This is a genomic window from Niallia sp. M35, from assembly GCF_050971705.1.
Taxonomy (GTDB): domain Bacteria; phylum Bacillota; class Bacilli; order Bacillales; family Cytobacillaceae; genus Niallia; species Niallia circulans_A.
Genome location: NZ_JBPCEP010000023.1, coordinates 34,824 through 60,612, shown reverse-complemented (window position 1 = coordinate 60,612; position 25,789 = coordinate 34,824). Strand labels below are relative to the sequence as shown.

Here is a 25,789-nt window from a genome sequence, read left to right as displayed (position 1 = left end):
ATAAATTGGCTCAGTAGCTCAGTCGGTAGAGCAAAGGACTGAAAATCCTTGTGTCGGCGGTTCGATTCCGTCCTGAGCCACCATTTTAGTGCAATCTAAAATGAATAATATGTATAATGGCGGCTATGGCGAAGTGGTTAACGCATCGGATTGTGGCTCCGACACTCGTGGGTTCGATTCCCACTAGTCGCCCCATTAAAATAAAATATGCGGGTGTAGTTTAATGGTAAAACCTCAGCCTTCCAAGCTGATGTCGTGGGTTCGATTCCCATCACCCGCTCCATATATGGGCCTATAGCTCAGCTGGTTAGAGCGCACGCCTGATAAGCGTGAGGTCGATGGTTCGAGTCCATTTAGGCCCACCATAAAAATATTCCGCAGTAGCTCAGTGGTAGAGCATTCGGCTGTTAACCGAACGGTCGTAGGTTCGAGTCCTACCTGCGGAGCCATTTTTTTTGGGGAAGTACTCAAGAGGCTGAAGAGGCGCCCCTGCTAAGGGTGTAGGTCGCGTAAGCGGCGCGAGGGTTCAAATCCCTCCTTCTCCGCCATTGGCCCGTTGGTCAAGTGGTTAAGACACCGCCCTTTCACGGCGGTAACACGGGTTCGAATCCCGTACGGGTCATAAAAAACTGATAGCATTTGCTATCAGTTTTTTTATTTCTTATAAGATAAGGTTCTTTTTGATAAATTCTCTATAGTTAAGGAGACCTTATAAGTTTGTATCAATTAAAATTTTCCGCTCCTTAGATTTTCTTCCCATTTATCCTCACTTGTAAATAATCTATTCCCTGGATTCTTTAAATCAAAGTCAGAAAGAAATCCAGTATCGGGACCTCTAAACAGATCAGTTGCTAGATTTTTTTATCTGGTGCTTCAAAAAAAAGGTTGATTTCTTTCCCTATTTGTTCTTTTAAATATTCTTCTTCCCTTTTACTTATTATCCTTATCCTTCCTTATGTTAGCCATTTATTTTAGAATTCTCTTCATAAAAAAACTATGTTAAAAGTTCACAATCTAAATGAGTCAATTAAACATAAAAAGATTTATAGTATCATAAAATTTTAAAAACAAAAAAGGATTTCCCTTCTATTGATAGAATATTAAAATTAATCAAATTAAATTAAATGACTAATTTTTTAGCAAGGAATACCGTAAATTGTTTTAGAAGCAAAAAAAAAGGGAATTGCAATGTACAAAGTGTAAAATTTACACACTTAATATTATTTGTAATAGAAAGTAGGATGACAGTGGAGACAGTATATCCAACAGAATTTCAACTACATTTATTTCACGAAGGAAACTTATTTGAGAGCTATAGATTATTTGGATCTCATATTCATCATAAAAATGGAGAGATTTATACCAGTTTTTGTGTTTGGGCTCCAAATGCTCTAAGTATTCAATTGGTTGGGGATTTTAATAATTGGAATGGTGAAGGTTATTCCCTTGAAAAAATTAATAAGGAAGGTGTGTGGCTTCTAAATGTAGAGAGGGATTTAACGGGTGTTATGTATAAATATAAAATAACTGCACCTGATGGAAGAGTATTTCTTAAGGCTGATCCTTATGCTTTTCTTTCCGAGGTAAGACCTAATACAGCTTCCATTGTTTATTCCTTGGAAGGTTATAAGTGGAACGATACAAAATGGAAACAAAAAAAGACAAAAAAGAACTATTTAAATGAACCCCTTGCTATATATGAAGTCCATTTAGGCTCATGGAAAATCCATGAGGATGGAGATCTTTATACCTATAGAGAACTTGCTGATGAATTAATTCCATATGTTGTGGAACAAGGATTTACTCACTTGGAAGTGCTGCCCTTAGTAGAACATCCACTCGATATCTCCTGGGGATATCAAGGTACAGGATACTATTCTGCAACAAGTAGATTTGGAGAGCCAAAGGATTTGATGTATTTCATTGATCAATGTCATCAACATGGGCTCGGCGTGATATTAGATTGGGTACCTGGACATTTTTGTAAAGATGAGCATGGTCTTTATCAATTTGATGGAACTAGTCAATATGATTATAAGAATCCTGTGGATAGAGAAAATTATGTTTGGGGAACAGCCAATTTTGATTTAGGAAAAAATGAAGTCCAAAGCTTTTTAATTTCAAATGCAATTTTTTGGATGGAATATTTCCATGTAGATGGATTTAGAGTTGATGCTGTTTCTAATATTATTTATTGGCCAAATTCAAATGAAAATAGCGTGAACCAATTTGGAATCGATTTCCTCCAAAAACTGAATCAAACAGTTTGTCAATACGATCCAACGGTTCTAATGTTTGCAGAGGATTCTACTGATTGGCCTCAAGTAACTGCACCAGTTCATTATGGTGGCATTGGATTTCACTACAAATGGAATATGGGCTGGATGAATGATATTTTAACCTATATGGAAACTGATTCAGTTAATCGAAAGCAAGTACATGATAAAGTCTCCTTTTCCCTACATTATGCCTTTTCCGAAAATTTTGTTTTACCATTTTCACATGATGAAGTTGTTCATGGAAAGAAATCGTTAGTAGATAAGATGCCAGGAGATTATTGGCAAAAGTTTGCTCAATTCCGACTCCTCTTAGGATATATGATGGCACATCCAGGAAAAAAATTATTATTTATGGGAAATGAATTCGCACATTTTGCTGAATGGAAGGATAAAGAACAGTTAGATTGGATGCTGCTAGATTATGAGATGCATCAAAAAGCAAATGAGTATATGAAGGAATTACTAAAAATCTATAAAAGGTCCAAACCTTTGTATCAGTTGGATCATATCAATGATGGCTTTGATTGGATTGATGTAAATAATAGAGAACAGTCTATCTTCTCGTTTATACGCAAGGCAGAAAAAGAAGAAGATTATTTAGTCGTCATTTGTAATTTCACTTATCATACATATGAAAATTACAGAGTCGGCGTTCCTTTAAATAACTCTTTCCGAGAAATATTAAATAGTGACACTGATAGATTTGGTGGAGCTAATTATATAAATAAAAAGGTAATAAAAGCAGAAAAAGTAGAGTTTCATGGAAAACCTTATTCTGTTCAACTAACGATACCAGCTTTCAGTATAATCATTTTACGTCCAGTTCAACACCGGAAGGGGAGAAAGGGAAATGGGAAAGAAACGGTGCGTCGCAATGCTATTAGCAGGAGGAAAGGGGAGTAGACTTTATTCCTTAACAAAAAGTCTAGCAAAGCCAGCAATCCCTTTTGGAGGTAAATATCGAATTATCGATTTCACTTTAAGTAATTGTTCCAATTCGGGAATAGAAACTGTTGGCGTCTTAACGCAATATCAGCCGCTTGTTTTAAACTCATACATTGGAATAGGAAGTGCATGGGATTTAGACCGTGTTAATGGAGGAGTAACCGTATTACCTCCATATAGTGAGTCATCAGAAGTGAAATGGTATACAGGAACAGCAAGTGCTATTTATCAAAATCAGAACTACTTGTCTCAATATGATCCTGAATATGTTCTTATTTTGTCAGGAGACCATATTTATAAAATGAATTATGAAGAGATGCTTGAATATCATATAGATAAAAAAGCAGACGCTTCTATCTCTGTGATTCAAGTACCATGGGAAGAAGCGAGTAGATTTGGAATTATGAATACAAATAAAGAGATGAACATTGTAGAATTCGAAGAGAAGCCTAAACATCCAAAAAATAATTTAGCTTCGATGGGAATCTATATTTTTAAATGGCGTGTTTTGAAGGAATTACTTGTAGAAGATAATTTAAATAAAAATTCTTCCCATGATTTTGGAAAGGATATTATTCCTTTACTCATAGAAAAACAGAAAAAGGTGGTTGCTTATCCATTTAAAGGGTATTGGAAAGATGTTGGAACTGTTCAAAGTCTATGGGAAGCAAATATGGATTTATTGGATGATAATTGTGAATTAAATATATCTGATTATAATTGGAGAATTTATACAGTAAATCCCAATCATCCACCACAGTATATTTCTAGTGATGCACATGTGAAAGAGTCGATGGTGAATGAAGGGTGTATTATTAGTGGCAATTTAGAGAAAACAATTGTTTTTCAAGGTGTTACTGTAGGAGAAGGGACAATTATTCGGAGTTCAGTTATCATGCCAGATGCGAAGATTGGTAATAATGTTTATATTGAAAAGGCTATTGTCCCTTCTGACATAACCATACCAGATGGAATGGTCATTAAACCAAAAAAAGACTCAAATGAAGTAGTCCTTGTAACAGAAGAAATGGTTAATGAAGTGATTTCCTAACAAACTAGATAGGAGGGATTAAGATGATAAGATCTATGCTGGGCATTATTGATGCAACAACACATAAGGAAGATTTAGAAGAATTAACTTCACATCGCACACTTGCTGCACTTCCGATAGGCGGACGGTACCGTTTAATAGATTTTGTCCTTTCCAATATGGTGAACTCTGGAATAGGTAGTGTTGCAATTTTTCCAAAGTATCAGTATCGCTCGTTAATGGATCATTTAGGATCGGGAAAAAACTGGGATTTAGATAGAAAGAGAGATGGATTGTTCTTTTTCCCGGCATCTTTGACCGAAACAAATACAGATGGAATAGGTTCTTTTAATCATTTTGCGGCAAATATGGATTATTTTCAGAGAAGCAAGCAAGAATATGCTCTAGTTGCAAATTGTTTTACTGTGTTTAATATGAATTTTAATCCTGTATTAGAGCGGCATCTCTCTTCTGGCTGTGATATAACGGAGATTACGAATAATGGAAGTTCATTAGAAATATATCTAATTAAGAAATCAAAGCTAATTGATTTAATAGAAACAAGAGCAGTTACAGGTTATACATGTATGAATGATGTTGTGTTAGATATGAATAATCAGCTAAAAATATGTGAATATGAATATAACGGCTATGCCGAAAAAATAGATTCAATATCTAGTTATTTTCATGTAAGTAAAGATATATTAAAAGCCAAAGTCTGGAATCAGCTTTTTATAAAAGAAAGACCAATATTTACAAAAGTTAAAGATGAACCACCTACACGATATACAAGTACAGGTGAAGTGAAAAACTCCATGATAGCAAATGGATGTTTTATTGAAGGCGATATTACAAATAGTGTTATTTCTCGAGCGGTTAAGGTTGGAAAAGGTTCAAGCTTGAAAAATTGTATTATTATGCAAAAGTGTACAATTGGGGAAAATTGTGACCTAGACTCGGTTATTTTAGATAAAGATGTGGTTGTAGAAAGTGGTACTGTGATGATTGGTACTGCTAGTTCTCCCTTTGTAGTTAGAAAAGGAACAGTGCAAGGAGCGTTGATGAATTCGTGAGAGTATTATTTGCAGTTTCAGAATGTGTACCATTTATAAAATCAGGGGGACTGGCAGATGTAGCTGGTTCTCTTCCTAAAGAGTTAAAGAAGCAAGGTACGGATGTAGCAGTAATTATGCCAAAGTATCAAGATATTCCAGCCCATTTACTTGCTAATGTTAAGAAAAGATGCTATTTCTTTGTGCAAGTAGGTTGGCGAAATCAATACTGTGGAATTGAAGAATTAAAAGTAGATGGAATTACTTTTTATTTCATTGATAATGAATGGTATTTTAAGAGAAGTGGTTTATATGGTTATGGTGATGATGGAGAACGCTTTGCATTCTTTAATCGAGCCGTACTAGAGAGTTTACCCTATTTAGCTGACTATCCTGATATTATTCATTGCCATGATTGGCATACAGCTATGATTCCTTTCTTATTGGATGTAGACTATAAGTGGAAAAAAGAATATAGCAATATTAAGACTGTATTCACCATACATAATCTTCAGTTTCAAGGAATATTGCCAAGAGAGGTTCTTGGTGATTTATTCAATCTAAACGATTATTACTTCACAACAAATAATCTTGAATTCTACGGAAATGTTAATTTGATGAAAGGGGGACTTATCGCTGCTGACAAGATAACGACAGTAAGTCCTACCTATAAAAACGAAATTCAAACAGAATATTATGGTGAGAAGCTGAATAATGTATTAAAGCAGAGAGAGCCGGATTTATATGGAATTATAAATGGGATTGATGAAGAAACATATAATCCAGAAACAGATCCGGTAATTGCAGCAAATTATACAGTTACTTCTTTAGATAAAAAGCAAGAAAATAAGCGATTCATCCAACAAAAATTTGGATTGAAGGAAGATCTAGAAATTCCAATCATTTGTATGATTACTAGATTAACTAGTCAAAAGGGATTAGAATTAGTTAGACATATATTTCATGAAATAATGGAAGAAGATGTACAGTTTCTCGTATTAGGAACAGGAGATCCTGAATTTGAGAACTTTTTCCGTGAGATGGAATATACGTATTCTGACAAATGTAAAGCTTATATTGGCTTTGATGAAAATTTAGCCCATCAGCTGTACGCAGGTGCAGACTTGTTTTTAATGCCTTCCAAATTTGAGCCTTGTGGATTAGGGCAGCTAATTGCTTTACGATACGGGAATATCCCTATTGTGAGAGAGACAGGAGGGCTGAATGACACTGTTTTCTCTTATAACGAATGGACAGAGGAAGGAAATGGATTCAGTTTCACCAATTTCAATGCCCATGATATGCTATACACGATTAGGAGAGGCATTCACTTTTATAAAGAGGAAAAAGAGGTATGGCATAAGTTAATGAAGAATGCCATGTCGATGGATAATAGCTGGGCTCAATCTGCATTTAAATATAATCAGTTATATGCAGAGCTTATTTCGAGGAGTGAATCCCATGTTTTCTAATAAAGAACGCTTTAAAAGATATTTTTTACAAAGGCTTGAAATGACTTATGGAAAGACCTTTGAAGATACAACAAGTAGTGATCATTTTCAAACGTTAGGGCATATGATTAGAGAATATGTAAGCTCAAATTGGATTCAGACGAATGAACAAAGTCGTAACAATAACGGGAAACAGGTATATTATCTTTCTATTGAATTTTTATTAGGAAGATTGCTTCATAATAATTTAATTAACTTAGGTATTGATCAAGTTGTTATCGAAGGTCTGGGAGATCTTGGAATTAACTTTTTTGAAGTGGAAGATATGGAACACGATGCGGGATTAGGCAATGGTGGATTAGGAAGGTTAGCAGCATGCTTTTTGGATTCTTTAGCTACATTAGACTTACCAGGGCATGGTATGGGGATTCGTTATAAACATGGTTTATTTGAACAACGAATTGTTGATGGATACCAACTTGAATTGCCAGAACAATGGCTAAAGCAAGGCCAGGTTTGGGAAGTTCGAAAGGAAGACTTAGCTGTTGATATTTATTTCTGGGGAAATATTGATATGTATGAGAAGAATGGAAAGTTACAGTTTCGGCATCTAAATGCCGAAACTGTAACAGCAGTTCCCCATGATGTACCGGTCATCGGCTATCATACAACGACTGTTAATACATTAAGGCTATGGAATGCTGAACCATCGTCCTTAGTCGCAAAAGATGTAAAGGATATAATGCGTTACAAAAGAGAAACAGAATCGATATCTGGCTTTTTATATCCAGATGATTCCAATGATGAGGGAAAGATCTTACGGTTAAAACAACAATACTTTTTAGTTTCTGCAAGCTTGCAATCCATTATTCGAAATTATAAGCAACAATATAAAAATATTAGTGAAATGCATCACTATATAAGCATCCATGTAAATGATACACATCCCGTTTTGGCAATCCCGGAGCTAATGAGAATATTAATGGATGAGGAAGGATTAGGCTGGGATGAAGCCTGGAAAATTACTACAAATACTATTTCTTACACCAATCATACCACGTTATCTGAAGCATTAGAACAATGGCCAATCTATATATTCCAACCCCTGTTACCCCGAATTTATATGATAATCGATGAAATAAATGAACGTTTCTGTATGGAATTATGGAAAAAGTACCCTGGAGATTTTTTGAAAATTGAAAAAATGGCGATAATTGCCCACGGCATGATTAAGATGGCTCATTTAGCATTAGTTGGTAGCTATAGTGTAAATGGAGTAGCGGAAATCCATACTGAGATTTTGAAGAAAAGAGAAATGGCTGATTTTTTTACCTTCTATCCAGAAAAGTTTAATAATAAAACGAATGGAATTACACATAGAAGGTGGCTAATAAAGGCTAATCCTAAGCTTACAAACTTAATTTCTAATACAATTGGTGATAAATGGGTCGATCAGCCAGAATTATTAAGGGAATTATTAAATTATCAAGAAGATGCTAATTTACAAGAAAATCTCGCAGTAATTAAGCAAAGTAATAAGGAAAGACTTGCAAAGATAATTAAGGAGAAGAATGGAATTCTTGTAGACCCTTCCTCTATTTTTGATGTTCAAGTAAAGAGACTGCATGCATATAAAAGACAATTATTAAATATTTTGCACATTATGTTTCTTTATAATAAATTAAGAGAAGATCCATCCATTGATATGGAGCCTAGAACGTTTATTTTCGGAGCAAAGGCATCACCGGGATATTATTATGCAAAAAAGATAATTAAATTAATTAATACAGTTGCCCATAAAGTTAACAATGATAAAAGAATACAAAATAAATTAAAGGTTGTTTTTTTAGAAAATTATCGAGTTTCCTTAGCGGAACATATTTTTCCAGCTGCTGATGTAAGTGAGCAAATATCTACCGCAAGTAAAGAAGCGTCAGGCACTGGTAATATGAAATTTATGATGAACGGTGCATTGACACTTGGAACAATGGATGGAGCAAACATTGAAATGCATGAATTAGTGGGAGATGATAATATTTTCATCTTTGGGATGAACGCAGATCAAGTATTAGAGCTTTATCAAAATGGTGGCTATAGTTCTCGAGAGTATTTTTATCATGATGATAGAATTCATGAAGTAGTGAATCAATTAAAAAATGGTTTTTATGATCATCCAGTGGGTGAATTTGATCCTATTTTTGATTCTTTACTAATAGAGAATGATCAGTTCTTTGTATTAAAAGATTTTAATTCTTATGCAAGCATTCACGAAAAGGTGAACCAGACATTTAAGAATAAACGAGGCTGGCTGCGAAAAAGCATTGTAAATATTGCGATGTCGGGACATTTTTCAAGCGATCGAACAATAAAGGAATATGCAGAGGATATTTGGCGTATAAAACCTTATAGTTAATTGTTTAGGAGCAGGTCGGAGGAAAGGAATCCAACCGAATATAAAACCGAGCAATTTTACGGAGATGCTAATAAGTTTCGTATAATTGTTTGGTTTTTTAATTCATTTAAATAAAGAAGGTTTGTGGTTTCATCCATGTCTGAGACACCTTGTTTTCTATGGGGCGAGCGGTGAGTTCTCCTGTTAGACCACACCGTTCTCACGCCATTCCCATAGAATTCTTCGAGCATACAGGCTGGTTTATTTTCCGACTCCTTTATTATCCAATAAAGTTCCCAACGAAAATTAAACCAAAAATATTCACCTTCACTTATTGAACCTTTAGTTTTATCTAAAAGTCTCTTATTCCTCCTCGTCTTCTGTATCCTCCTCTATATATCCATCTGATTTATGGTATGGAACATCACCAAAGGGAGCTTCAATTCCTTCCTCATCTAATGCTTGTTCATATTTTTCTTGATCTTTAGATGGATATACTGCTCTTTCTGTTCCATCAATATTTGTAGCTGTAAAGTTTTCATAATCTTCCGGGAAAGTATCATCGTCGTTCTCTCTATCGTAGAGACTGTCATAATCTTCGAAATCACCTCGTAAATCTGAGGGCGTTTCCGAAGTTCCATAGCGAGCTACCTCTTGAAAACTATCATCGTAGTCTCTAACATCGCCAGTATCATAATGACGAAATTCATTGCCATGAGCTAATTCTAGAATATCTTCCTCTATAGGTCGATCATTTGGAATAGTTTGTTCATCACTATATTCTTTTAGCGTAAGAGCTGTCGGAATTGCTTCTAATCTTTCGTAAGGAATTTCTTTACCTGAAACCTTACAAATTCCATAAGAACCGTCTTCTATTGCCTTTAAGGCGCTATTAATTTTTTGTAATTCAGATTGGTCATGTTGTTCTAAGGCAGAATCTTTTTCTCTTTCATATAATTCTGTTCCTAGATCTGCTGGATGGTTATCATAACTGGATAATTCTCCAACTGATTCCAAGGCATTTTCTTCACTTGCGTATCCGTTTGTTCTATCTAGTAAAGTTGCTTTTCTGTCTTCTAATTCTTTTTTTAAATGATTTATTTGCTCTGTTGATAACAAGGTAAACACATCCTTATCTTTTCTTACTATTAGTATATATAGACAACCTGTTCATAAATTTCCCTGTTTTATGGTTATCAAACCTAGTTTTCCATTTGTGCAGCCTTTTCTTAAGAAAAATAAATAGTTGAAAAGTGCATTAAGAATTCACTATGATTGACATAATATTAAAGACAGGTGTATCGTAAAATATGCTAAAATAATAAGTGGCGTATATCTTTGAACCAATATAATCAAGGCTTATATTCTTGATTAGTTTTAGGGGGATTTACAAAGGGATGAATGATAGCAAAGGAATAATGGTACAAACAATAATAAAGGAAAGTGATTCTCCAACTATCTTAGTTAGTGAAGTGAAGAAGCTAGAAAAGAAAATAGATATTCTAGAGTTCTTTTCCAATTACAGCTCCTATAAAGGAAAACGTTTTTTTTGGAAGGATCCTTCTGAAAAAAACATGCTTGTAGGAATAGGCATTTGTGAAGGGATTGAGTATTCATTAGGGGAAAACTCTTATTCATTTGTAGAAAAAAAATGGAGGCAGCTGTTAGATGATGCAATAGTATTTAACAAATACAATGAAATAGGGATCGGACCAGTCCTTTTAGGTGGTTTCTCCTTTGATCCATTAAAAGAGAAAACGCATGTCTGGGATGGCTTCGGGGAAGCCCATTTTTACGTACCTCAATTTATGTTAAGTGAAATAAATGGAAGTCAATTTATTACTACAAATATAATGATTCCATCAGATAAACAGGATCATGCAAAAGCGGAGTTAAAAAAGCATTCTATTGTGTATCGAAGAGCAGAAGCATCTCCTCCTTCTTTACCTTTAATTGAAATGATTACTGAGATCGATCAAGAAACATGGAAGAATAAAGTTAATAAAGTAATAAATGAGTTAAATGAAGATTTAAAAAAAGTAGTGTTAGCACGTGCTAGTCAAGTGCATTTTTCTAATGACGTCGAGACAGAGTTTGTGCTAAAAAATTTAATACAACAACAAAGCAATGGTTATATATTTGCCTTGGAAGCAAAGAATAAATGTTTCATCGGAGCATCTCCAGAAAGATTGGTAAAAAAAGAAGGTCCAACTGTTTTTTCTACCTGTCTGGCCGGGTCAATTGCGAGAGGAAAAAACAAAGAAGAAGACGATGCGCTTGCGCAAGCCTTGCTTTCGGATTCCAAAAATAGAGAAGAACATAATTATGTTGTTAAAATGATAAAGAATGCTATGGAGGAAGTCTGTAGTACGGTAGAAATGCCATTAAACCCACAAATCTTGAAGATGAGAGATATTCAACATCTTTATACTCCAGTTAGCGGGAAGGTAAAAGAAACAGAATCCCTAATTTCCTTCATACGCTTATTGCATCCAACTCCAGCTCTTGGTGGATTTCCTCGAGAGGAAGCCTTAAAGGTTATTAGAGAGGTAGAAGGATTAGATAGAGGGATGTATGGTGCTCCTATCGGTTGGCTTGATTACCAGGGCAATGGAGAATTTGCAGTAAGCATCCGTTCTGGCTTAATAGATGGCAATGTTGCAACAATTATTGCAGGATGCGGTATTGTTGCTGACTCTGATCCAGAATCTGAGTATATAGAAACTGCAATTAAATTTAAGCCAATGCTAACTGCGTTAGGAGGAAAATAAAATGAGTCATCAGCAACAGTTAACTGCCTATTTGGATGCGCTAATATCCGAGTTGGTAAAAAACGGGGTTGAACATGCTGTTATCAGTCCAGGATCAAGATCAACCCCCATCAGTTTATTGCTTGCAGAAGAAGAGGATATAAAGCTTCATGTTCATATTGATGAAAGATCAGCTGCCTTTTTTGCTTTAGGAATAGCGAAGGCGTCTAAAAAACCAACTGTATTAGTATGTACATCTGGTACTGCCGCTGCAAACTATTTTCCGGCAATTGTAGAGGCGAAGATTTCTCGCATACCATTAATCGTACTGACGGCAGATCGGCCCCATGAACTTCGAGATGTGGGAGCACCGCAGGCGATTGATCAATTAGATCTTTATGGAAAGCATGTTAAATGGTTTATGGAAATGTCTACACCTGATAATAGTTCAGGTATGATAAGATATGCTAAAACGGTGGGGGCTAGAGCGGTGGCGATGGCAAAACAGCATCCTAGCGGTCCAGTGCATGTGAATATTCCATTGAGAGAGCCATTAATCCCTGATTTAGATAATTTAGAACACTATCGTCGAGAGGATCAAGAATCAAGGTCTATTCAGATTAAAACTGGGGAGTTTACGATTGATGATTCCTATTTTCATGATTTAGCAGCAAGTTTGGAAGCTAAAGGGGAAAGAAAGGGAATTATCATCTGCGGAGAGATGGATAAAGAGAACTTTTCTTTGAAAATACTGCAATTGGCAGAAAAAACAGGTTTTCCGATTATAGCTGATCCACTTTCCCAACTACGAAGTAAGAGTGCGGACATGGAAGTTGTCATCGACACATATGATACGTTTTTGCGAAATGAAAGGATTAAATCACTATTAAAACCGGATATTGTTATTCGGTTTGGCAGTATGCCGATTTCTAAACCATTAACTATTTTCTTACGAGAAAATGAAAGAGCAAAACAGATTGTAATAGACGGGGGAAGCGGCTACCGTGATCCTAATCAGCTGACAACAGAAATGGTTTATTGTGAAGAAGGTTATTTTTGTGAGAAGCTTACATCGTTTGTTTCTCCTTGCTCAATAAATCACTATTTAAATAAATGGATAGAAATCAATGAGATAACCAAAAAGGAATTAACAAAAACAGCAGAAATTCAAGAAATGAGTGAAGCGAAGCTTTTTCATTGCTTGGGTGAAATGATTCCGAATGATGCCGTTTTATTTGTAGGTAATAGTATGCCCATTCGCGATTTGGATACTTTTTTTCATAAACAAAATAAAAAGGTAACTATTATTGCAAATAGAGGAGCAAATGGCATTGATGGGACGATATCTACTGCTCTCGGAGTAGGGGTTATTAAGCAGCCGCTCTTTTTAATTGTAGGGGATTTAACCTTTTTCCATGATTTAAATGGTTTAATTCTTTCTGAGCTATATCAGCTTCCAATCACTGTCATATTAATAAATAATAATGGGGGCGGAATCTTTTCATTTCTTCCTCAAGTAGAACTGCCGAGACATTTTGAATTATTATTTGGAACGCCTCTAAATATTGACTTTAAGCATGCAGTGGAAATGTACAAGGGACAATATAAGCTTGTTAACAGCTGGGACAATTTACAAACATTATTCCAAGATAGTGATTTCACGAAAGGCTTACGAGTATGGGAAATACAAACCAATCGGGAAAATAATCTATTAGAACATCGGCAAATGACGAATCGGATTCTAAAGGTGTTAGATCAATTAGATTAAAAAGGTGAAGCCTATGTTTATCAAACTAAAGGATATAAGCTATCATGTAACGGTTGAAGGAGAAGGAGAACCTCTTTTATTATTACATGGTTTTACTGGGGATAGTGGTACTTGGATTCCATTTATTCCTTTATGGAAGAAGAAGTATACGGTTATTACGGTCGATATTATCGGTCATGGAAAGACAGATTCGCCGGAAGAAATAGAAAAGTATACTATGCAAGAAAGTGTCACTCATTTAAAAGCGCTCATTGATCATCTTCAATTGGCTACTGTTCATTTATTAGGTTATTCGATGGGTGGTAGGTTAGCGTTAGCATACTGTATGAATTATCCTGAGACAGTGAAAAAACTTATTTTGGAAAGTTCCTCTCCCGGCTTGAGAACGGATATAGAGAGAAAACAAAGACGAATACAAGATGAGAAATTGGGAGACTCTATCCTTGAACAAGGAATAATAAACTTCGTGAACAAATGGGAGGAAATCCCATTGTTTAAAAGCCAAAAGATACTGAGTGAAGATGCAAAGCAAGCAATAAGGAAGCAACGGCTGGCTAATAACCCAGTTGGATTGGCAAATAGTTTAAGAGGGATGGGGACAGGTGCACAAAATTCGTATTGGTCCTCTCTTTCTCGCTTATCAATAGAAACATTGTTAATTACAGGAGAACTTGATCAAAAGTTTTGTCAAATCGCTGAAGAAATGGTTGACTGTAATAAAAAAATAAAGCATTTAACTATAAATGATGCTGGTCATGCAATTCATGTGGAGAAACCAGAAATTTTTGGTACAATAGTATTGGAGTTTTTAAGGAGCTGAACATAGATGTTCAGCCCTATTAATAAGGAGGAAAAAGAATGACAGTGGAATGGGTAGCTGGCAGACAATATGAAGAAATCATTTATGAAACATATAATGGTATTGCCAAGATTACAATTAATAGACCTCATGTACATAATGCATTCACGCCAAGAACCGTTAGTGAATTAATTGATGCGTTTGCAATGGCAAGAGATGACAGTAATGTAGGAGTTATCATTTTAACTGGTGCAGGCGATAAAGCATTCTGTTCTGGTGGAGATCAAAAAGTTAGAGGTCATGGTGGATATGTAGGAGAAGATCAAATTCCCCGCCTAAATGTCCTTGATTTACAACGTTTAATCAGAGTTATTCCTAAGCCTGTCATTGCGATGGTAAAAGGATATGCCATTGGTGGAGGACATGTGCTGCATATTGTCTGTGATTTAACGATTGCTGCAGATAATGCTATTTTTGGACAAACTGGTCCAAAGGTAGGTAGCTTTGATGCTGGTTACGGTTCTGGTTATTTAGCAAGAATCGTTGGCCATAAAAAAGCTAGGGAAATTTGGTTCTTATGCCGTCAATATAATGCCCAAGAAGCACTAGATATGGGATTAGTAAATACGGTAGTACCGTTAGAAAAGGTAGAAGAAGAGACGATTAAATGGTGTGAGGAGATTTTAGAGAAAAGTCCAACTGCTCTTCGTTTCCTAAAAGCTGCCTTTAATGCAGATACAGATGGTTTAGCTGGTATACAGCAATTTGCTGGTGATGCAACTTTGCTTTACTATACAACAGATGAAGCAAAAGAAGGTAGAGATTCCTTTAAGGAAAAACGCAAACCTGATTTTGGACAATTCCCGCGTTTTCCTTAATGGAAAAGGATGAATGAAAAGTTAGCTATCCAAGAGATGGAATCGCAATTCATTCATATTAATTAATAGATACAAGGGTGACACTCGTTTTTAGCAATGGTGTTTTAATGGACATGCTAATAATAGTGTCACCTTTGTTTGTATAGAAAAGAGGGATAATAAATTATGACAGAAATACTTCCGAATTTTATTAAAAATAGAGCGCATTTAACACCAGATAGAGAGGCAATTGTATTTAAAGAAGAAAGACTAACATTTAAAGAATTATATGAAAAGGCTTATTACCGTGCAGGGATTTGGTCGGCCATTGGAGTAAAGGACACAGATTATGTGGGGTTTCTTGTTAAAAGTGATTTAGAAACTGTACTGCACTTATTTGCTATGCAAATTATTGGAGCAAAGGCAGTCCTTCTTAATAATCGCTTAACAGCGAAAGAAATGGCTTATCAAATAAACGATGCGAAAGTTTCCTATTTAATCTCAGAAGAAGCGTTTAAAGAGAAGGTAGCTGTGCTTGAAGAAGAGAAAGAATTGACTGTATTTTATAAAGAAAATATAACAGAAAGTACCTACATAGAGCCAATAGAAAAGGATCAAGTGTCATTAGAGGACACTTGTACGATAATGTATACATCAGGAACAACCGGACTTCCCAAGGGAGTTATTCAATCTTACGGTAATCACTGGTGGAGTGCCGTGGGAAATACGTTGAATGCAGGCCTATATGAAAAGGATACCTGGTTATGTACAGTCCCATTATTTCATATCAGCGGATATTCGATTTTAATGAGAAGTATCATTTATGGGATGAAAGTCGTTTTACATGATTCCTTTGATGTAAAGAGGGTATTAGAGGATTTATGGAAAGAAAAAGTAACGATTATATCGGTTGTCACCACGATGCTAGAGCGAATTGAAAAGGCAGCTCATGATAAGTTTCCACCCTATTTCCGGTATATGCTTTTAGGTGGGGGACCAGCCTCAGTAGAACTGCTGACTCGATGTATGAATAAAGGGATTTCTGTTTATTATTCATATGGAATGACGGAAACTGCCTCACAAATTGTCACCCTCTCGCCAGAGGACAGTATTAGAAAAATAGGTTCAGCCGGAAAGCCACTGTTTCCCGCCCAATTACAAATTGTTAATCAAGCAGGACATTGTTTAGGATCAAATGAGATAGGCGAAATTAAAGTGTGTGGACCAAATGTATCAAAAGGCTATTTAAATAAAGAGAATCATTTACAAGATGGCTGGTTTTTTACAGGAGATATAGGGTATATAGATTCTGAAGGATTTCTCTATGTGTTAGATAGACGGTCTGACTTAATTATTTCGGGTGGTGAAAATGTTTATCCAGCAGAAGTCGAAGCTGTACTGACTGAAATGAACGGGATAAAAGAAGCGGCAGTGATTGGAGTTCCAGATGAAAAATGGGGGCAAGTACCGATTGCGTTTATCGTAACAGATGAAAGAATACAAGAGAATACAATTATCGAACAATGTACAAATGTTCTAGCAAAATATAAAATCCCCAAAAGAGTATTTTTTATATCAGAAGTCCCACGCAATGCCTCAGGAAAAATAGTCAGAAGAGAATTAAGAAAATGGATAGAGGAAAAATCGGACTTTTCTTTGTAATTTTAGCTAGTTCATGATGTTGTGCCTACTAGTGAAAAAATTCAATGAAAGAAGTGTACGTATGAGCTTATATCATGGATCATTATATTGGCCAACAACGGTTCAGGAAAGACCCGTTTATCCAAAGTTGAATAATCATGTTACTTGTGATGTGCTTATAATAGGAGCTGGAATGTCAGGGGCCTTATTAACCTATATGCTTGCAAAGGAATCGCTTCAGGTGATTCTTGTGGATAAAGGTAGTGTTGGCAATGGAAGCTCTGCTGCCAACACAGGGCTATTGCAGTATTCTAATGATAAAATGCTGCATTCCTTTGCAGAAAGTATTGGGGAAGAAGACGCAGTTCGATTTTACAAATTATGTTTTAATGGGATGGAGGAATTGAAAAGTATCGCAAGTTCCTTACACGAAGATGTCCAATTTGTAAATAGACAAAGCTTATATTACGCAAGTACAGATGCTGACGTACTTTCTCTAAGAAAAGAATATGAGATGCTTCAAAAGTATAAATTCCCAGTAGAATTTTTAGAAAAGGATATGATTTATAAAGTATATGGATTTAATAAACATGCTGCAATAAAAACAAGTGGGGACGCAGAAGTGAACCCAGAAAGGTTTGTAATTTCCTTAATAAAAGAGGCTGCACAAAAGAGCAATGTTCAAGTTTTTGAAAACACAGAAGTTTCAAAGCCTCAGAATAAAGATGGCTGCTGGTTGTTTAACAACGGCGATTCAAGTATACAGGCCAAGCATGTCGTGTATGCAACTGGGTACGATTTGGATAACTTTGCAATAGACATACCTACAAAAATAAATAGAACGTTTGCAATCGTAACGAATCCGGTCTCCTCTTTTCCACATTGGGAGGATCGATGTTTAATTTGGGAAACAAAGCGTCCGTATTTCTATATGCGAACAACTCCGAATGGAAGGATAATAGCGGGTGGTTTAGACGAAGAAGCAAGGGAAGCGCCAAGAGATGAACAGATTTTGCAACTATATGCGGATAGATTATTAGTTCGTATTAAAGAGCATTTTCCCCATTTGCAACTAAAAGCTGACTATGTATATGGCGCAACATTTGGGGAATCAAAAGATGGAATTCCTTTTATTGGTGAACATCCGCAACATAAGAATTTATATTATTGTTTAGGATTTGGAGGAAATGGTACTGTTTACAGTGCTTTCGGTTCGAACATACTAAAGGATTTAATAATAAAGGGGAAGCACCCTGATGCTGATTTGGTACAATTGGATAGATAAAAAAGGAAGGGAATCCCTAGTAGTTTTGAGTGGGATTCCTTTTTCATTTCCATAAATTTTAGCTTAAGCTATTTTCAGGTTCAAATGTTTTACAATCTGTTTCATAACTCGTATCCGCATGTTTTCCCACATTACTTACAACATAAATTTGGTCGGCTCCGCAACGGTTTCCTTTTTCCCAAAAAGTACAATTCCTTACTTCACAAAGAACGTCTTTTGCCATAGAATACCACTCCTTTTCTTAAGTTATTTATCAAAAGTCTTTTTAGAAGATGTCTTCGATTTGCACATAGGATGCAATGAAACTGATAACAGTCCCATTGTACCTTAGTATTAGAAGGTTGGAGGAATTACATACACAGGGCGAATGAAAAGAAGTACCAATGTTGGAAAGTATCATGTATTTCAAATTTGTATATTATGCAAATTTTCATTACTATTAATAAGGAGACTCTTTCTTTAAAACAGAAATTATTTGTATTTTATGAATTGAATTTTTTAAGGAGTGCAAAAATGAGCCTATTACAAGATATGTTAGTCTATAATGAGGAATTTGTAAGGGAACAAAAATATGAAAAATTTATTACAGGTAAATTTCCCAATAAAAAAATGGTGATTCTAACTTGTATGGATACAAGATTGTTAGAACTTTTGCCACAAGCATTGAATCTTTCTAACGGAGATGTGAAAATTATAAAAAATGCAGGTGCTGTAGTTGTGCATCCATTTGGAAGTATTATGCGAAGTATTTTGGTTGCAGTGTATGAGCTGCAAGCTGATGAAGTAATGGTAATAGGTCATCATGACTGTGGAATGAGTGCTTTGCATTCAGATAGCATGGTGGAAAAAATGAAAGAAAGAGGCATTTCAGACGAAACATTTGCAACTTTACAACATTCTGGTATTAATCTAGAAAAATGGTTAACAGGTTTTGATTCTGTATCAGATAGTGTTACCCATAGTGTAGAAATGATTAAAAGGCATCCGCTATTGCCAAGTGGTGTTCCAGTTCATGGGTTAGTGATTGATCCAAAGACTGGAAAATTAGACTTGGTAATAGACGGTTATTAATGTTTTTCTTTTGATGAATGATGATGATTTCTACAGTGCCAATCTTCTGGTACTGGATCCAGACCACCTGGATGAAAGGGATGACATTTAAGAATTCGTTTAATGGTTAAGTATCCTCCTTTAAAAGCGCCAAATCTTTGAATCGCTTCTAAGCCATAACTAGAGCAAGTTGGATAAAAACGGCAAGTTGGCGGCTTTATAGGAGAAATTACTTTGCGGTAAAATTGGATAATAAATAAAAAGATGTGTTTCATTATGCTATGTCCTCTCCTTCTTTGCATGTAGTATAACATGGGTGGAGAGAGGAGTAAAAGTAGTCACTATCTAACACAAAATTCCCACTGGGAAAATATTATATATATTAAGTTGATGAAATTACTCGGTTTTTTAGATATAATAGAGATAGAAGAAGAAAGGGAGATGACTTTATGCCTTCAGTTGAAAGTTTTGAATTAGATCATACTGCCGTAAAAGCCCCATATGTAAGACATTGTGGTGTACACAAAGTTGGTAGTGATGGAGTAGTTAATAAATACGATATTCGTTTCTGCCAGCCAAATAAGCAGGCAATGAAGCCAGATGTTATTCATACGTTAGAGCATCTACTTGCCTTTAATTTACGCGCACATGTAGAGAAGTACAATCATTTTGATATTATTGATATTTCACCAATGGGCTGCCAGACTGGCTACTATTTAGTTGTAAGTGGGGAACCAACCGTTGAAGAAATTATCGATTTATTAGAGGCAACGATGAAAACAGCAATTGAAATTACTGAAATTCCAGCAGCTAATGAAACACAATGCGGTCAAGCAAAACTTCATGATTTAGAAGGTGCAAAAAAGCTGATGAATTTCTGGTTAAGCAAAGATAAAGAAGAATTAAAACAGGTTTTTGCTTAATAATAAAGAAATAAATATTCCAACCAAATAGAAACCCAAACAATTGTACGGAAACGTTAATGAAAAATTCCGTATATTGTTTGGGTTTTTTATTCATAAAATAAATTTATCTTTAAAACATCATAACCAAATTTTAAGCTCTATAAAAGTGGACTAAGAAGCCTTGAAAATGATTCTTTGAAACGAATCCATAAGGACCTTTTTGAATATTGGTCGGCAGTTAAATTTGTGGATAAGTCCATGTCCTTTAAGAAATCCTCTGTTAGTTCATTAGCAATCTGTTCACTATAAATAAAGGCATTTACTTCAAAGTTAAGTCGAAAGCTTCTCATATCGATATTAGCCGTTCCGACTGAAGCGATTTTCCGATCGACTAAAATAGTTTTTGCATGGATGAATCCATTTTCATATATATAAATCTTTGCCCCTGCTTTTAACATTTCTCCAATATAAGAATAAGTGGCCCAATAAACAAACATATGATCCGGTTTATTAGGAATCATAATTTTAACGTCTATCCCTGAAAGAGCTGCAATTCTCAAGGTATCCAGCAAACTGGCATCAGGAATAAAATAAGGTGTTTGGATATAAACACTTTCTTTTGCCGATGTGATCATTTTTATATAACCATTTTTAATTTGTTCCCACTCTGAATCAGGTCCGCTTGAAACGATTTGCATGCCGATATTACCAATAATTTCTTCGATCTTACCAGGAAAATATTCAGGAGAATATTGAATTTCGTGGAGATGAGAAGCTTGATTCCAATCAAGAATAAATCGTGTTTGAATGGCATAGACAGCTGTACCAACAATCCGTAAGTGGGTATCTCTCCAATATCCAAATTTCGGGTGGAGTCCTAAGTATTCATCGCCAACATTAAAGCCGCCGATATAGCCGATTTTCCCGTCAATAATTCCTAACTTTCTATGATTGCGATAATTTAGTCGTAAATTGATGAGATGAAATTTACTTGGGAAAAAAACCTCAACAAAACCACCAGCTGCCCGCAGCTCTTTAAAAACTTTTTTACGTAACGTTCTTGAGCCTAGCTCATCATATAATAAGCGTACTTCTACTCCTTCTTTTGCCTTTTCAACAAGTAAGCTAATAAGATCTGAGCCGATCCCATCATTCTTCAGAATATAGTATTGTAAATGAATAGATTTTTTAGCATTTCTGATATCTTCAAATAATTGATCGAATTTTTTATGACCATCTGTAAATATCTGAACAGCATTATTCTCCGTAAGTACGGCATCATTATTAAATAAATTCATATAAATAAGATCTTGGTTTTTTCTAATGACTTCATTTGTTGTCCGCAATTGATTTGAACTTATTTGCAACAGTTGAGAAGCTAATATTGGCTCTATGCCAAGTTTTTTTCGTCCATCCCATTGAAATAGTTTTCTATTTCTTAGATTTTGTCCGAAAAGTAAATATAAGATAAACCCAAGAATAGGGATAAAGGTCAGCACCATTAGCCATGCCCATGTTGCAATAGGGTCTTTTCTTTCGAAGAAGATAACAAGAAAAGCAAAAATGATATTAAGTATAATAATTACACTTAAAACAATTGAATAGATGTGCATCGAATTTTGTCCTTTCTCACAAAAAAAGCAATAATATGTGCGATAAAATAAGATAGAATGTGTATATGACTGCTCTAAAACTAATATCCTGTATAATTATAGGGTAAAAGGGTAAAACTTTGTACTATTTTGTATTTATTTTAAATAAGAAGAAATTCCCTTTTTTCTTTAATGTGATAATGTAAAGATAAAACAAGAAGTATTTACTTAATAAATAATTAACAAAGTTGTTTGTGCAAGATATATTATTTTTACCTCAAGACTGCTGATTTAAATTTCACCAAAGATTTATGCTTTATGTTGGAATGGAAAACGAATTAAAGTAAGGAGCTTTTATGGAAGAATTACATCTTGGTATGCTACTCTTTTTAATTGGTGCTGGATTTATTGCAGCATTTATTGATTCCGTAGTTGGCGGCGGTGGACTAATCTCATTGCCTGCACTATTATTCACAGGACTTCCGCCACAGATTGCGTTAGGAACAAATAAACTTGCTTCCACTATGGGCTCATTAACAAGCTCGCTCTCTTTTATAAGGAATGGAAAAACAGATAAAAAGTTACTATCAAAACTCTTACCTCTTTCCATTATTGGTTCTGCAATTGGAGTTTATGTAGTACAAAAAATCCCATCAGAATCACTAAAGCCGCTGATTCTTGCTGTTTTAATTATGGTGACCATTTATACTCTTACGAAAAAAGAATGGGGATTACATTCTACATATAACGGGATGACGAAAAAGAAACTCTTGTTTGCTCTATTTATTGTACCATTAATAGGATTCTATGATGGTTTTTTAGGAGGAGGAACTGGTTCGTTCTTTTTATTTTCCTTTCTCCTGATGGGATTTGATTTTGTCGAATCTGCGGGAAATGCTAAAGTTCTTAACTTTGGAAGTAATCTTACAGCACTTATTGTTTTTTTATGTTATGATTCTGTGTATTATTTATATGGAATAGTGATGGGGATTGCTATGATTTTTGGAGCATACATTGGCTCTAAAGTAGCTATTGCAAAAGGGTCTAAATATGTAAAAATATTATTTGTCTTGGTCTCAGCTACTTTGATTGGGAAAAACATATTTGATTATATAACAAATCCATAATAAAAAAGGCTGTTTGCTATCCTAAACTTTTGTGTTTGGGATGTCAAACAGCCTTTTTATAGAAAATTAATGGAGATTTCGATGGGTAAAGATTGGGTTATTCGGTTTTCGATAATCTTCACTTGCGAATTTACCCTTTAAACTTTCAATTAAATAAAGACCCATTAAATCATATAATTCTTGTTCATTTAATTCTTGGATGATATGTAATAAATCTTCTCTACTCATTTCCTCTAAAAAAGCAAAGGCAAGCATATCGATATCTTCTTCATCACCAGTTAATTTATTTTTATATAAGTTATATAGTTCATCTACAATTTTCATTATTGTTTCCTCCTAGTTTTCAGCCAGTTTTAAATGTAACCGTTTTATTTAACCGTATTATATATGATAACATCCTATTATTACTAGTTATTATGTGAACATTATGTTAAAGAATGATACAAAAATTCATAAGCCTTTCTAATTACATTACGTGAAAATTCATCCTGAAAAATAAATATCATTAAGAAAACTGTCTTCTATAAAAAATATACCCTATTTTAGTGGAAAAAACTCCAGTTTCAATGGTAGTATTTGCTATGATAATAATAGACAGTAAATCAGGTTAATGACAGCTGTTTGCTTTAGTATGCAAGCTACTTATATTAATAATACATAATAATGGAGTAGGTATGGAAATATTTTATGATCAAAATAACAATTTAGTGAAACTTTCATTCGTAAAAAATGAATGGAATGAAGAATCAAGACATGTATTAGTTATCTGCCAGTATAAAGATCAATGGTTATTAACAAAACATAAGGAACGTGGATTGGAGTTTCCAGGTGGAAAGAGAGAAATGGGCGAAACTACAATTCAAGCAGCACACAGAGAAGTGATGGAGGAAACAGGTGGCATTATAAAAAGTATGAAATGGATTGCGACCTATCAGGTTTTTGGGGAGGTTCCTTTTTTGAAGGATGTATTTTTTGCAAGAATCAGTCACTTAACCTCCAAAGAGGATTATCTTGAGACAGATGGACCTGTTTTGATTACCGGCAATATAATAACAAAGCGATGGAATGAATCCTTTAGTTTTATTATGAAGGATGAGGTCATCCAATTTTGTATAGCTTATATTGAAAATGAATTATTAAGCAAATAGAAGGGGTAATATAGGAGAAAAAAGGAAAGGAGCAAATAGTATGCAAAATGGCGATATGATAGAGAAAATTCGATTTCCATCTCCTAATCCTTCCATAGATTTATTTTTAGTTACTTATTATGTCGATGGTCTAAGAGTAAAAGGAATGCTCGCTTCTCCAAATGATGGGAAAACGTATGATGGCTTTCTTTATCTAAGAGGAGGCATAAAAAATGTAGGCAAAGTCCGTCCTGGAAGAATTATTCAATTTGCTTCCGAAGGCTTTGTAGTGTTTGCTCCCTTTTATAGAGGCAATCAGGGTGGTGATGGAAATGAAGATTTTGCAGGAGAAGATAGAAATGATGCTATAGCAGCATTTACACTCCTTAAGAATTTATCGAATGTGCAGGATGTTCATGTATTTGGGTTTTCAAGAGGAGGGGTAATGGCTCTATTTGTAGGTATATACTGCCCTGTAAAATCAATTGTTACATGGGGCGGTGTAAGCGATATGTTCTTAACATACGAAGAACGGAAAGATTTACGTAGGATGATGAAACGAGTGATCGGGGGAACTCCTTCTAAGTATCCAGACAGATATGAAGAAAGAACTCCGCTTTATCAATTAGAAAAAATAAATGCTCCTACTCTTATTATTCATGGGAAGCTGGACAAAAATGTTTCGATTAATCATAGTCTCAAATTAGAAGAAAGATTAAAACAACTGGGAAAAGAAGTAGACTCTTGGTATTTTCCAGAGTTAACTCACTACTTTCCTCCAGCTACAAATCGAAAAGTGGTCACTTCCTTAACCAGTTGGATGAAAAAACAAACGGAAAGGATGGTAAAATAAAAAGTAAGCTTTATTATCTTAGTTGATGTTCCGATTTCATGGTCATGCAAGGAGCCTTGATTGCCGGTAACATATTACGAAAGAGAAAAAAATAGAGAAGGGGAATGAAAAATGGGCATGCCTTTAGAATTAAATACAATGATTGTGACAAAAGGAAAAGAAATAAGATTAGAAGAAAATTTATTTTTGTTAGAAAAAGAAGATTATCGTTTATATCCAATGAATATTCCGTTAGAGGTAAGAAGAACAAAAACAGCTGAGATATCGGGGATTGCTACGATTGAAAAATTACAATGGGAAAAAACTAAAACATCGATCACTTATAAATTGATTTCATTAAATTCAACAAATTAATTAATAAAGTTAAAAATGATTGACATGTATTGATGGATTAAGCTATCATTTTACCTTGAACGGATACTCTCTTATCCTGAGCTGGTGGAGGGACTGGCCCGATGAAACCCAGCAACCTACTATGTGAAGAAAATTACTGAATCATTCATGTTTACATGTAATGGGACAGACATTCTCTTAGGAAAGGTGCTAACCTGAAGCAAGGAATTTTTCCTTGAACGATAAGAGTGAAAGGTGCGAATTGATTTTACTAGGAGCCTTTTCACTAATGAAAAGGTTTTTTGTGTAAAATGAATTATTTATCTTTTATAAAAATGTATATTTTTAGATGTGTGTTTTTATTAGAAACAAAAATCTTCGTTATATATATTATATTTTTAAACATTTTTAAAGTTTTACATATAATAATGCACGGAATTGACTTCGGATAAAAACGCCATTTTTACTTCATACTATCTAGGGAATGAGTACCGTATCAAGATAAGGTTAAGGAGTGCAGGAAGAAACCTCACTCTACTTTTTTCTAAAATAA

General features: G+C 34.8%; 22 protein-coding genes, 7 tRNA genes and 1 riboswitch. Of the genes, 24 read left to right on the top strand and 5 right to left on the bottom strand.

Annotated features, from left to right (window positions below; translation table 11 throughout):
* Positions 1 to 7 precede the first annotated feature (7 nt).
* The 12 genes from NiCM35_RS24370 (at position 8) to NiCM35_RS24315 (ending at position 9,170) form a co-directional block, all read left to right on the top strand.
* Positions 8 to 83 (top strand) — tRNA-Phe (locus tag NiCM35_RS24370).
* A 36-nt stretch (positions 84 to 119) separates the two neighbouring features.
* Positions 120 to 195, top strand: a tRNA-His gene (locus tag NiCM35_RS24365).
* 14 nt (positions 196 to 209) lie between these two features.
* Positions 210 to 283 (top strand) — tRNA-Gly (locus NiCM35_RS24360).
* A gap of 5 nt (positions 284 to 288) precedes the next feature.
* Positions 289 to 365, top strand: a tRNA-Ile gene (locus tag NiCM35_RS24355).
* 9 nt (positions 366 to 374) lie between these two features.
* Positions 375 to 449: transfer RNA gene (locus tag NiCM35_RS24350), tRNA-Asn, on the top strand.
* Positions 450 to 457: 8 nt separating this feature from the next.
* Positions 458 to 548 (top strand) — tRNA-Ser (locus tag NiCM35_RS24345).
* A gap of 2 nt (positions 549 to 550) precedes the next feature.
* A tRNA-Glu gene (locus tag NiCM35_RS24340) sits at positions 551 to 622 on the top strand.
* Positions 623 to 1,241: 619 nt separating this feature from the next.
* Positions 1,242 to 3,182, top strand: coding sequence for a 1,4-alpha-glucan branching protein GlgB (gene glgB / locus NiCM35_RS24335; protein WP_095332540.1), 1,941 nt, complete (start codon positions 1,242 to 1,244; stop codon positions 3,180 to 3,182).
* Positions 3,130 to 4,275 carry a glucose-1-phosphate adenylyltransferase gene (locus tag NiCM35_RS24330; protein ID WP_095332538.1) on the top strand — a complete coding sequence of 382 codons (1,146 nt, stop codon included), beginning with the start codon at positions 3,130 to 3,132 and terminating at the stop codon, positions 4,273 to 4,275. The genes glgB and NiCM35_RS24330 overlap by 53 nt, the downstream gene beginning before the upstream one ends.
* A gap of 23 nt (positions 4,276 to 4,298) precedes the next feature.
* On the top strand, positions 4,299 to 5,327 hold the full coding sequence (locus tag NiCM35_RS24325) for a GlgC family sugar phosphate nucleotidyltransferase (protein WP_095332536.1): 1,029 nt from the start codon (positions 4,299 to 4,301) through the stop codon (positions 5,325 to 5,327).
* On the top strand, positions 5,324 to 6,778 hold the full coding sequence (glgA, locus tag NiCM35_RS24320) for a glycogen synthase GlgA (RefSeq protein ID WP_095332534.1): 1,455 nt from the start codon (positions 5,324 to 5,326) through the stop codon (positions 6,776 to 6,778). Before NiCM35_RS24325 ends, glgA begins: the two co-directional genes overlap by 4 nt.
* Positions 6,768 to 9,170, top strand: coding sequence for a glycogen/starch/alpha-glucan phosphorylase (locus NiCM35_RS24315; protein WP_433780832.1), 2,403 nt, complete (start codon positions 6,768 to 6,770; stop codon positions 9,168 to 9,170). Before glgA ends, NiCM35_RS24315 begins: the two co-directional genes overlap by 11 nt.
* 342 nt (positions 9,171 to 9,512) lie before the next feature.
* On the opposite strand, the gene NiCM35_RS24310 is transcribed toward NiCM35_RS24315, so the two are convergent.
* A complete protein-coding gene (locus NiCM35_RS24310) occupies positions 9,513 to 10,277 on the bottom strand; it encodes a TraR/DksA C4-type zinc finger protein (protein WP_328588013.1) in 765 nt (254 codons plus the stop codon).
* 269 nt (positions 10,278 to 10,546) lie between these two features.
* On the opposite strand from NiCM35_RS24310, the gene NiCM35_RS24305 reads away from it, so the two are divergent.
* The 6 genes from NiCM35_RS24305 (at position 10,547) to NiCM35_RS24280 (ending at position 18,249) form a co-directional block, all read left to right on the top strand.
* A complete protein-coding gene (locus NiCM35_RS24305) occupies positions 10,547 to 11,920 on the top strand; it encodes an isochorismate synthase (RefSeq protein ID WP_123260659.1) in 1,374 nt (457 codons plus the stop codon).
* A gap of 1 nt (position 11,921) precedes the next feature.
* Positions 11,922 to 13,667, top strand: coding sequence for a 2-succinyl-5-enolpyruvyl-6-hydroxy-3-cyclohexene-1-carboxylic-acid synthase (menD, locus tag NiCM35_RS24300; RefSeq protein WP_123260660.1), 1,746 nt, complete (start codon positions 11,922 to 11,924; stop codon positions 13,665 to 13,667).
* A 13-nt stretch (positions 13,668 to 13,680) separates the two neighbouring features.
* Positions 13,681 to 14,487, top strand: a complete 807-nt coding sequence (menH, locus tag NiCM35_RS24295; protein WP_095332524.1) for a 2-succinyl-6-hydroxy-2,4-cyclohexadiene-1-carboxylate synthase — start codon at positions 13,681 to 13,683, stop codon at positions 14,485 to 14,487.
* A gap of 38 nt (positions 14,488 to 14,525) precedes the next feature.
* A complete protein-coding gene (gene menB / locus NiCM35_RS24290; RefSeq protein WP_095332522.1) occupies positions 14,526 to 15,344 on the top strand; it encodes a 1,4-dihydroxy-2-naphthoyl-CoA synthase in 819 nt (272 codons plus the stop codon).
* Positions 15,345 to 15,509: 165 nt separating this feature from the next.
* The gene (locus tag NiCM35_RS24285; protein ID WP_123260661.1) at positions 15,510 to 16,985 is read left to right on the top strand and encodes an o-succinylbenzoate--CoA ligase; all 1,476 of its coding nucleotides are present in this window, start codon (positions 15,510 to 15,512) and stop codon (positions 16,983 to 16,985) included.
* 61 nt (positions 16,986 to 17,046) lie between these two features.
* Positions 17,047 to 18,249, top strand: coding sequence for an NAD(P)/FAD-dependent oxidoreductase (locus NiCM35_RS24280; protein WP_164464114.1), 1,203 nt, complete (start codon positions 17,047 to 17,049; stop codon positions 18,247 to 18,249).
* A 58-nt stretch (positions 18,250 to 18,307) separates the two neighbouring features.
* Here the strand turns inward: NiCM35_RS24280 and NiCM35_RS24275 are convergent, their stop codons facing one another.
* Positions 18,308 to 18,472 carry a DUF1540 domain-containing protein gene (locus NiCM35_RS24275; RefSeq protein WP_082138439.1) on the bottom strand — a complete coding sequence of 55 codons (165 nt, stop codon included), beginning with the start codon at positions 18,470 to 18,472 and terminating at the stop codon, positions 18,308 to 18,310.
* A gap of 290 nt (positions 18,473 to 18,762) precedes the next feature.
* Between NiCM35_RS24275 and NiCM35_RS24270 the strand changes: the two genes are divergently transcribed.
* Positions 18,763 to 19,320 carry a beta-class carbonic anhydrase gene (locus NiCM35_RS24270; RefSeq protein WP_047944541.1) on the top strand — a complete coding sequence of 186 codons (558 nt, stop codon included), beginning with the start codon at positions 18,763 to 18,765 and terminating at the stop codon, positions 19,318 to 19,320.
* Here NiCM35_RS24270 and yidD read toward each other — a convergent pair.
* Positions 19,317 to 19,574, bottom strand: coding sequence for a membrane protein insertion efficiency factor YidD (gene yidD / locus NiCM35_RS24265; protein WP_204259848.1), 258 nt, complete (start codon positions 19,572 to 19,574; stop codon positions 19,317 to 19,319). The genes NiCM35_RS24270 and yidD overlap by 4 nt on opposite strands.
* Positions 19,575 to 19,748: 174 nt before the next feature.
* Between yidD and NiCM35_RS24260 the strand changes: the two genes are divergently transcribed.
* On the top strand, positions 19,749 to 20,222 hold the full coding sequence (locus tag NiCM35_RS24260) for an S-ribosylhomocysteine lyase (RefSeq protein ID WP_047944539.1): 474 nt from the start codon (positions 19,749 to 19,751) through the stop codon (positions 20,220 to 20,222).
* A 140-nt stretch (positions 20,223 to 20,362) separates the two neighbouring features.
* On the opposite strand, the gene cls is transcribed toward NiCM35_RS24260, so the two are convergent.
* Positions 20,363 to 21,817: a cardiolipin synthase gene (gene cls, locus NiCM35_RS24255; protein WP_095332512.1), complete on the bottom strand. Its 1,455-nt coding sequence runs from the start codon at positions 21,815 to 21,817 to the stop codon at positions 20,363 to 20,365.
* A 335-nt stretch (positions 21,818 to 22,152) separates the two neighbouring features.
* Between cls and NiCM35_RS24250 the strand changes: the two genes are divergently transcribed.
* A complete protein-coding gene (locus tag NiCM35_RS24250) occupies positions 22,153 to 22,923 on the top strand; it encodes a sulfite exporter TauE/SafE family protein (RefSeq protein ID WP_095332510.1) in 771 nt (256 codons plus the stop codon).
* Between the two features lie 66 nt (positions 22,924 to 22,989).
* On the opposite strand, the gene NiCM35_RS24245 is transcribed toward NiCM35_RS24250, so the two are convergent.
* Positions 22,990 to 23,247: a DUF6154 family protein gene (locus NiCM35_RS24245; RefSeq protein WP_047944536.1), complete on the bottom strand. Its 258-nt coding sequence runs from the start codon at positions 23,245 to 23,247 to the stop codon at positions 22,990 to 22,992.
* Positions 23,248 to 23,597: 350 nt separating this feature from the next.
* Between NiCM35_RS24245 and ytkD the strand changes: the two genes are divergently transcribed.
* The 3 genes from ytkD (at position 23,598) to NiCM35_RS24230 (ending at position 25,257) form a co-directional block, all read left to right on the top strand.
* Positions 23,598 to 24,071 (top strand): RNA deprotection pyrophosphohydrolase, encoded by a 474-nt coding sequence (ytkD, locus tag NiCM35_RS24240; protein WP_095332508.1) that lies wholly within the window; start codon positions 23,598 to 23,600, stop codon positions 24,069 to 24,071.
* A gap of 40 nt (positions 24,072 to 24,111) precedes the next feature.
* The gene (locus NiCM35_RS24235; RefSeq protein ID WP_371471750.1) at positions 24,112 to 24,903 is read left to right on the top strand and encodes an alpha/beta hydrolase family protein; all 792 of its coding nucleotides are present in this window, start codon (positions 24,112 to 24,114) and stop codon (positions 24,901 to 24,903) included.
* A 111-nt stretch (positions 24,904 to 25,014) separates the two neighbouring features.
* The gene (locus NiCM35_RS24230; protein WP_095332504.1) at positions 25,015 to 25,257 is read left to right on the top strand and encodes a DUF2584 domain-containing protein; all 243 of its coding nucleotides are present in this window, start codon (positions 25,015 to 25,017) and stop codon (positions 25,255 to 25,257) included.
* A 68-nt stretch (positions 25,258 to 25,325) separates the two neighbouring features.
* Positions 25,326 to 25,485: riboswitch (SAM riboswitch) on the top strand.
* Positions 25,486 to 25,789 lie beyond the last annotated feature (304 nt).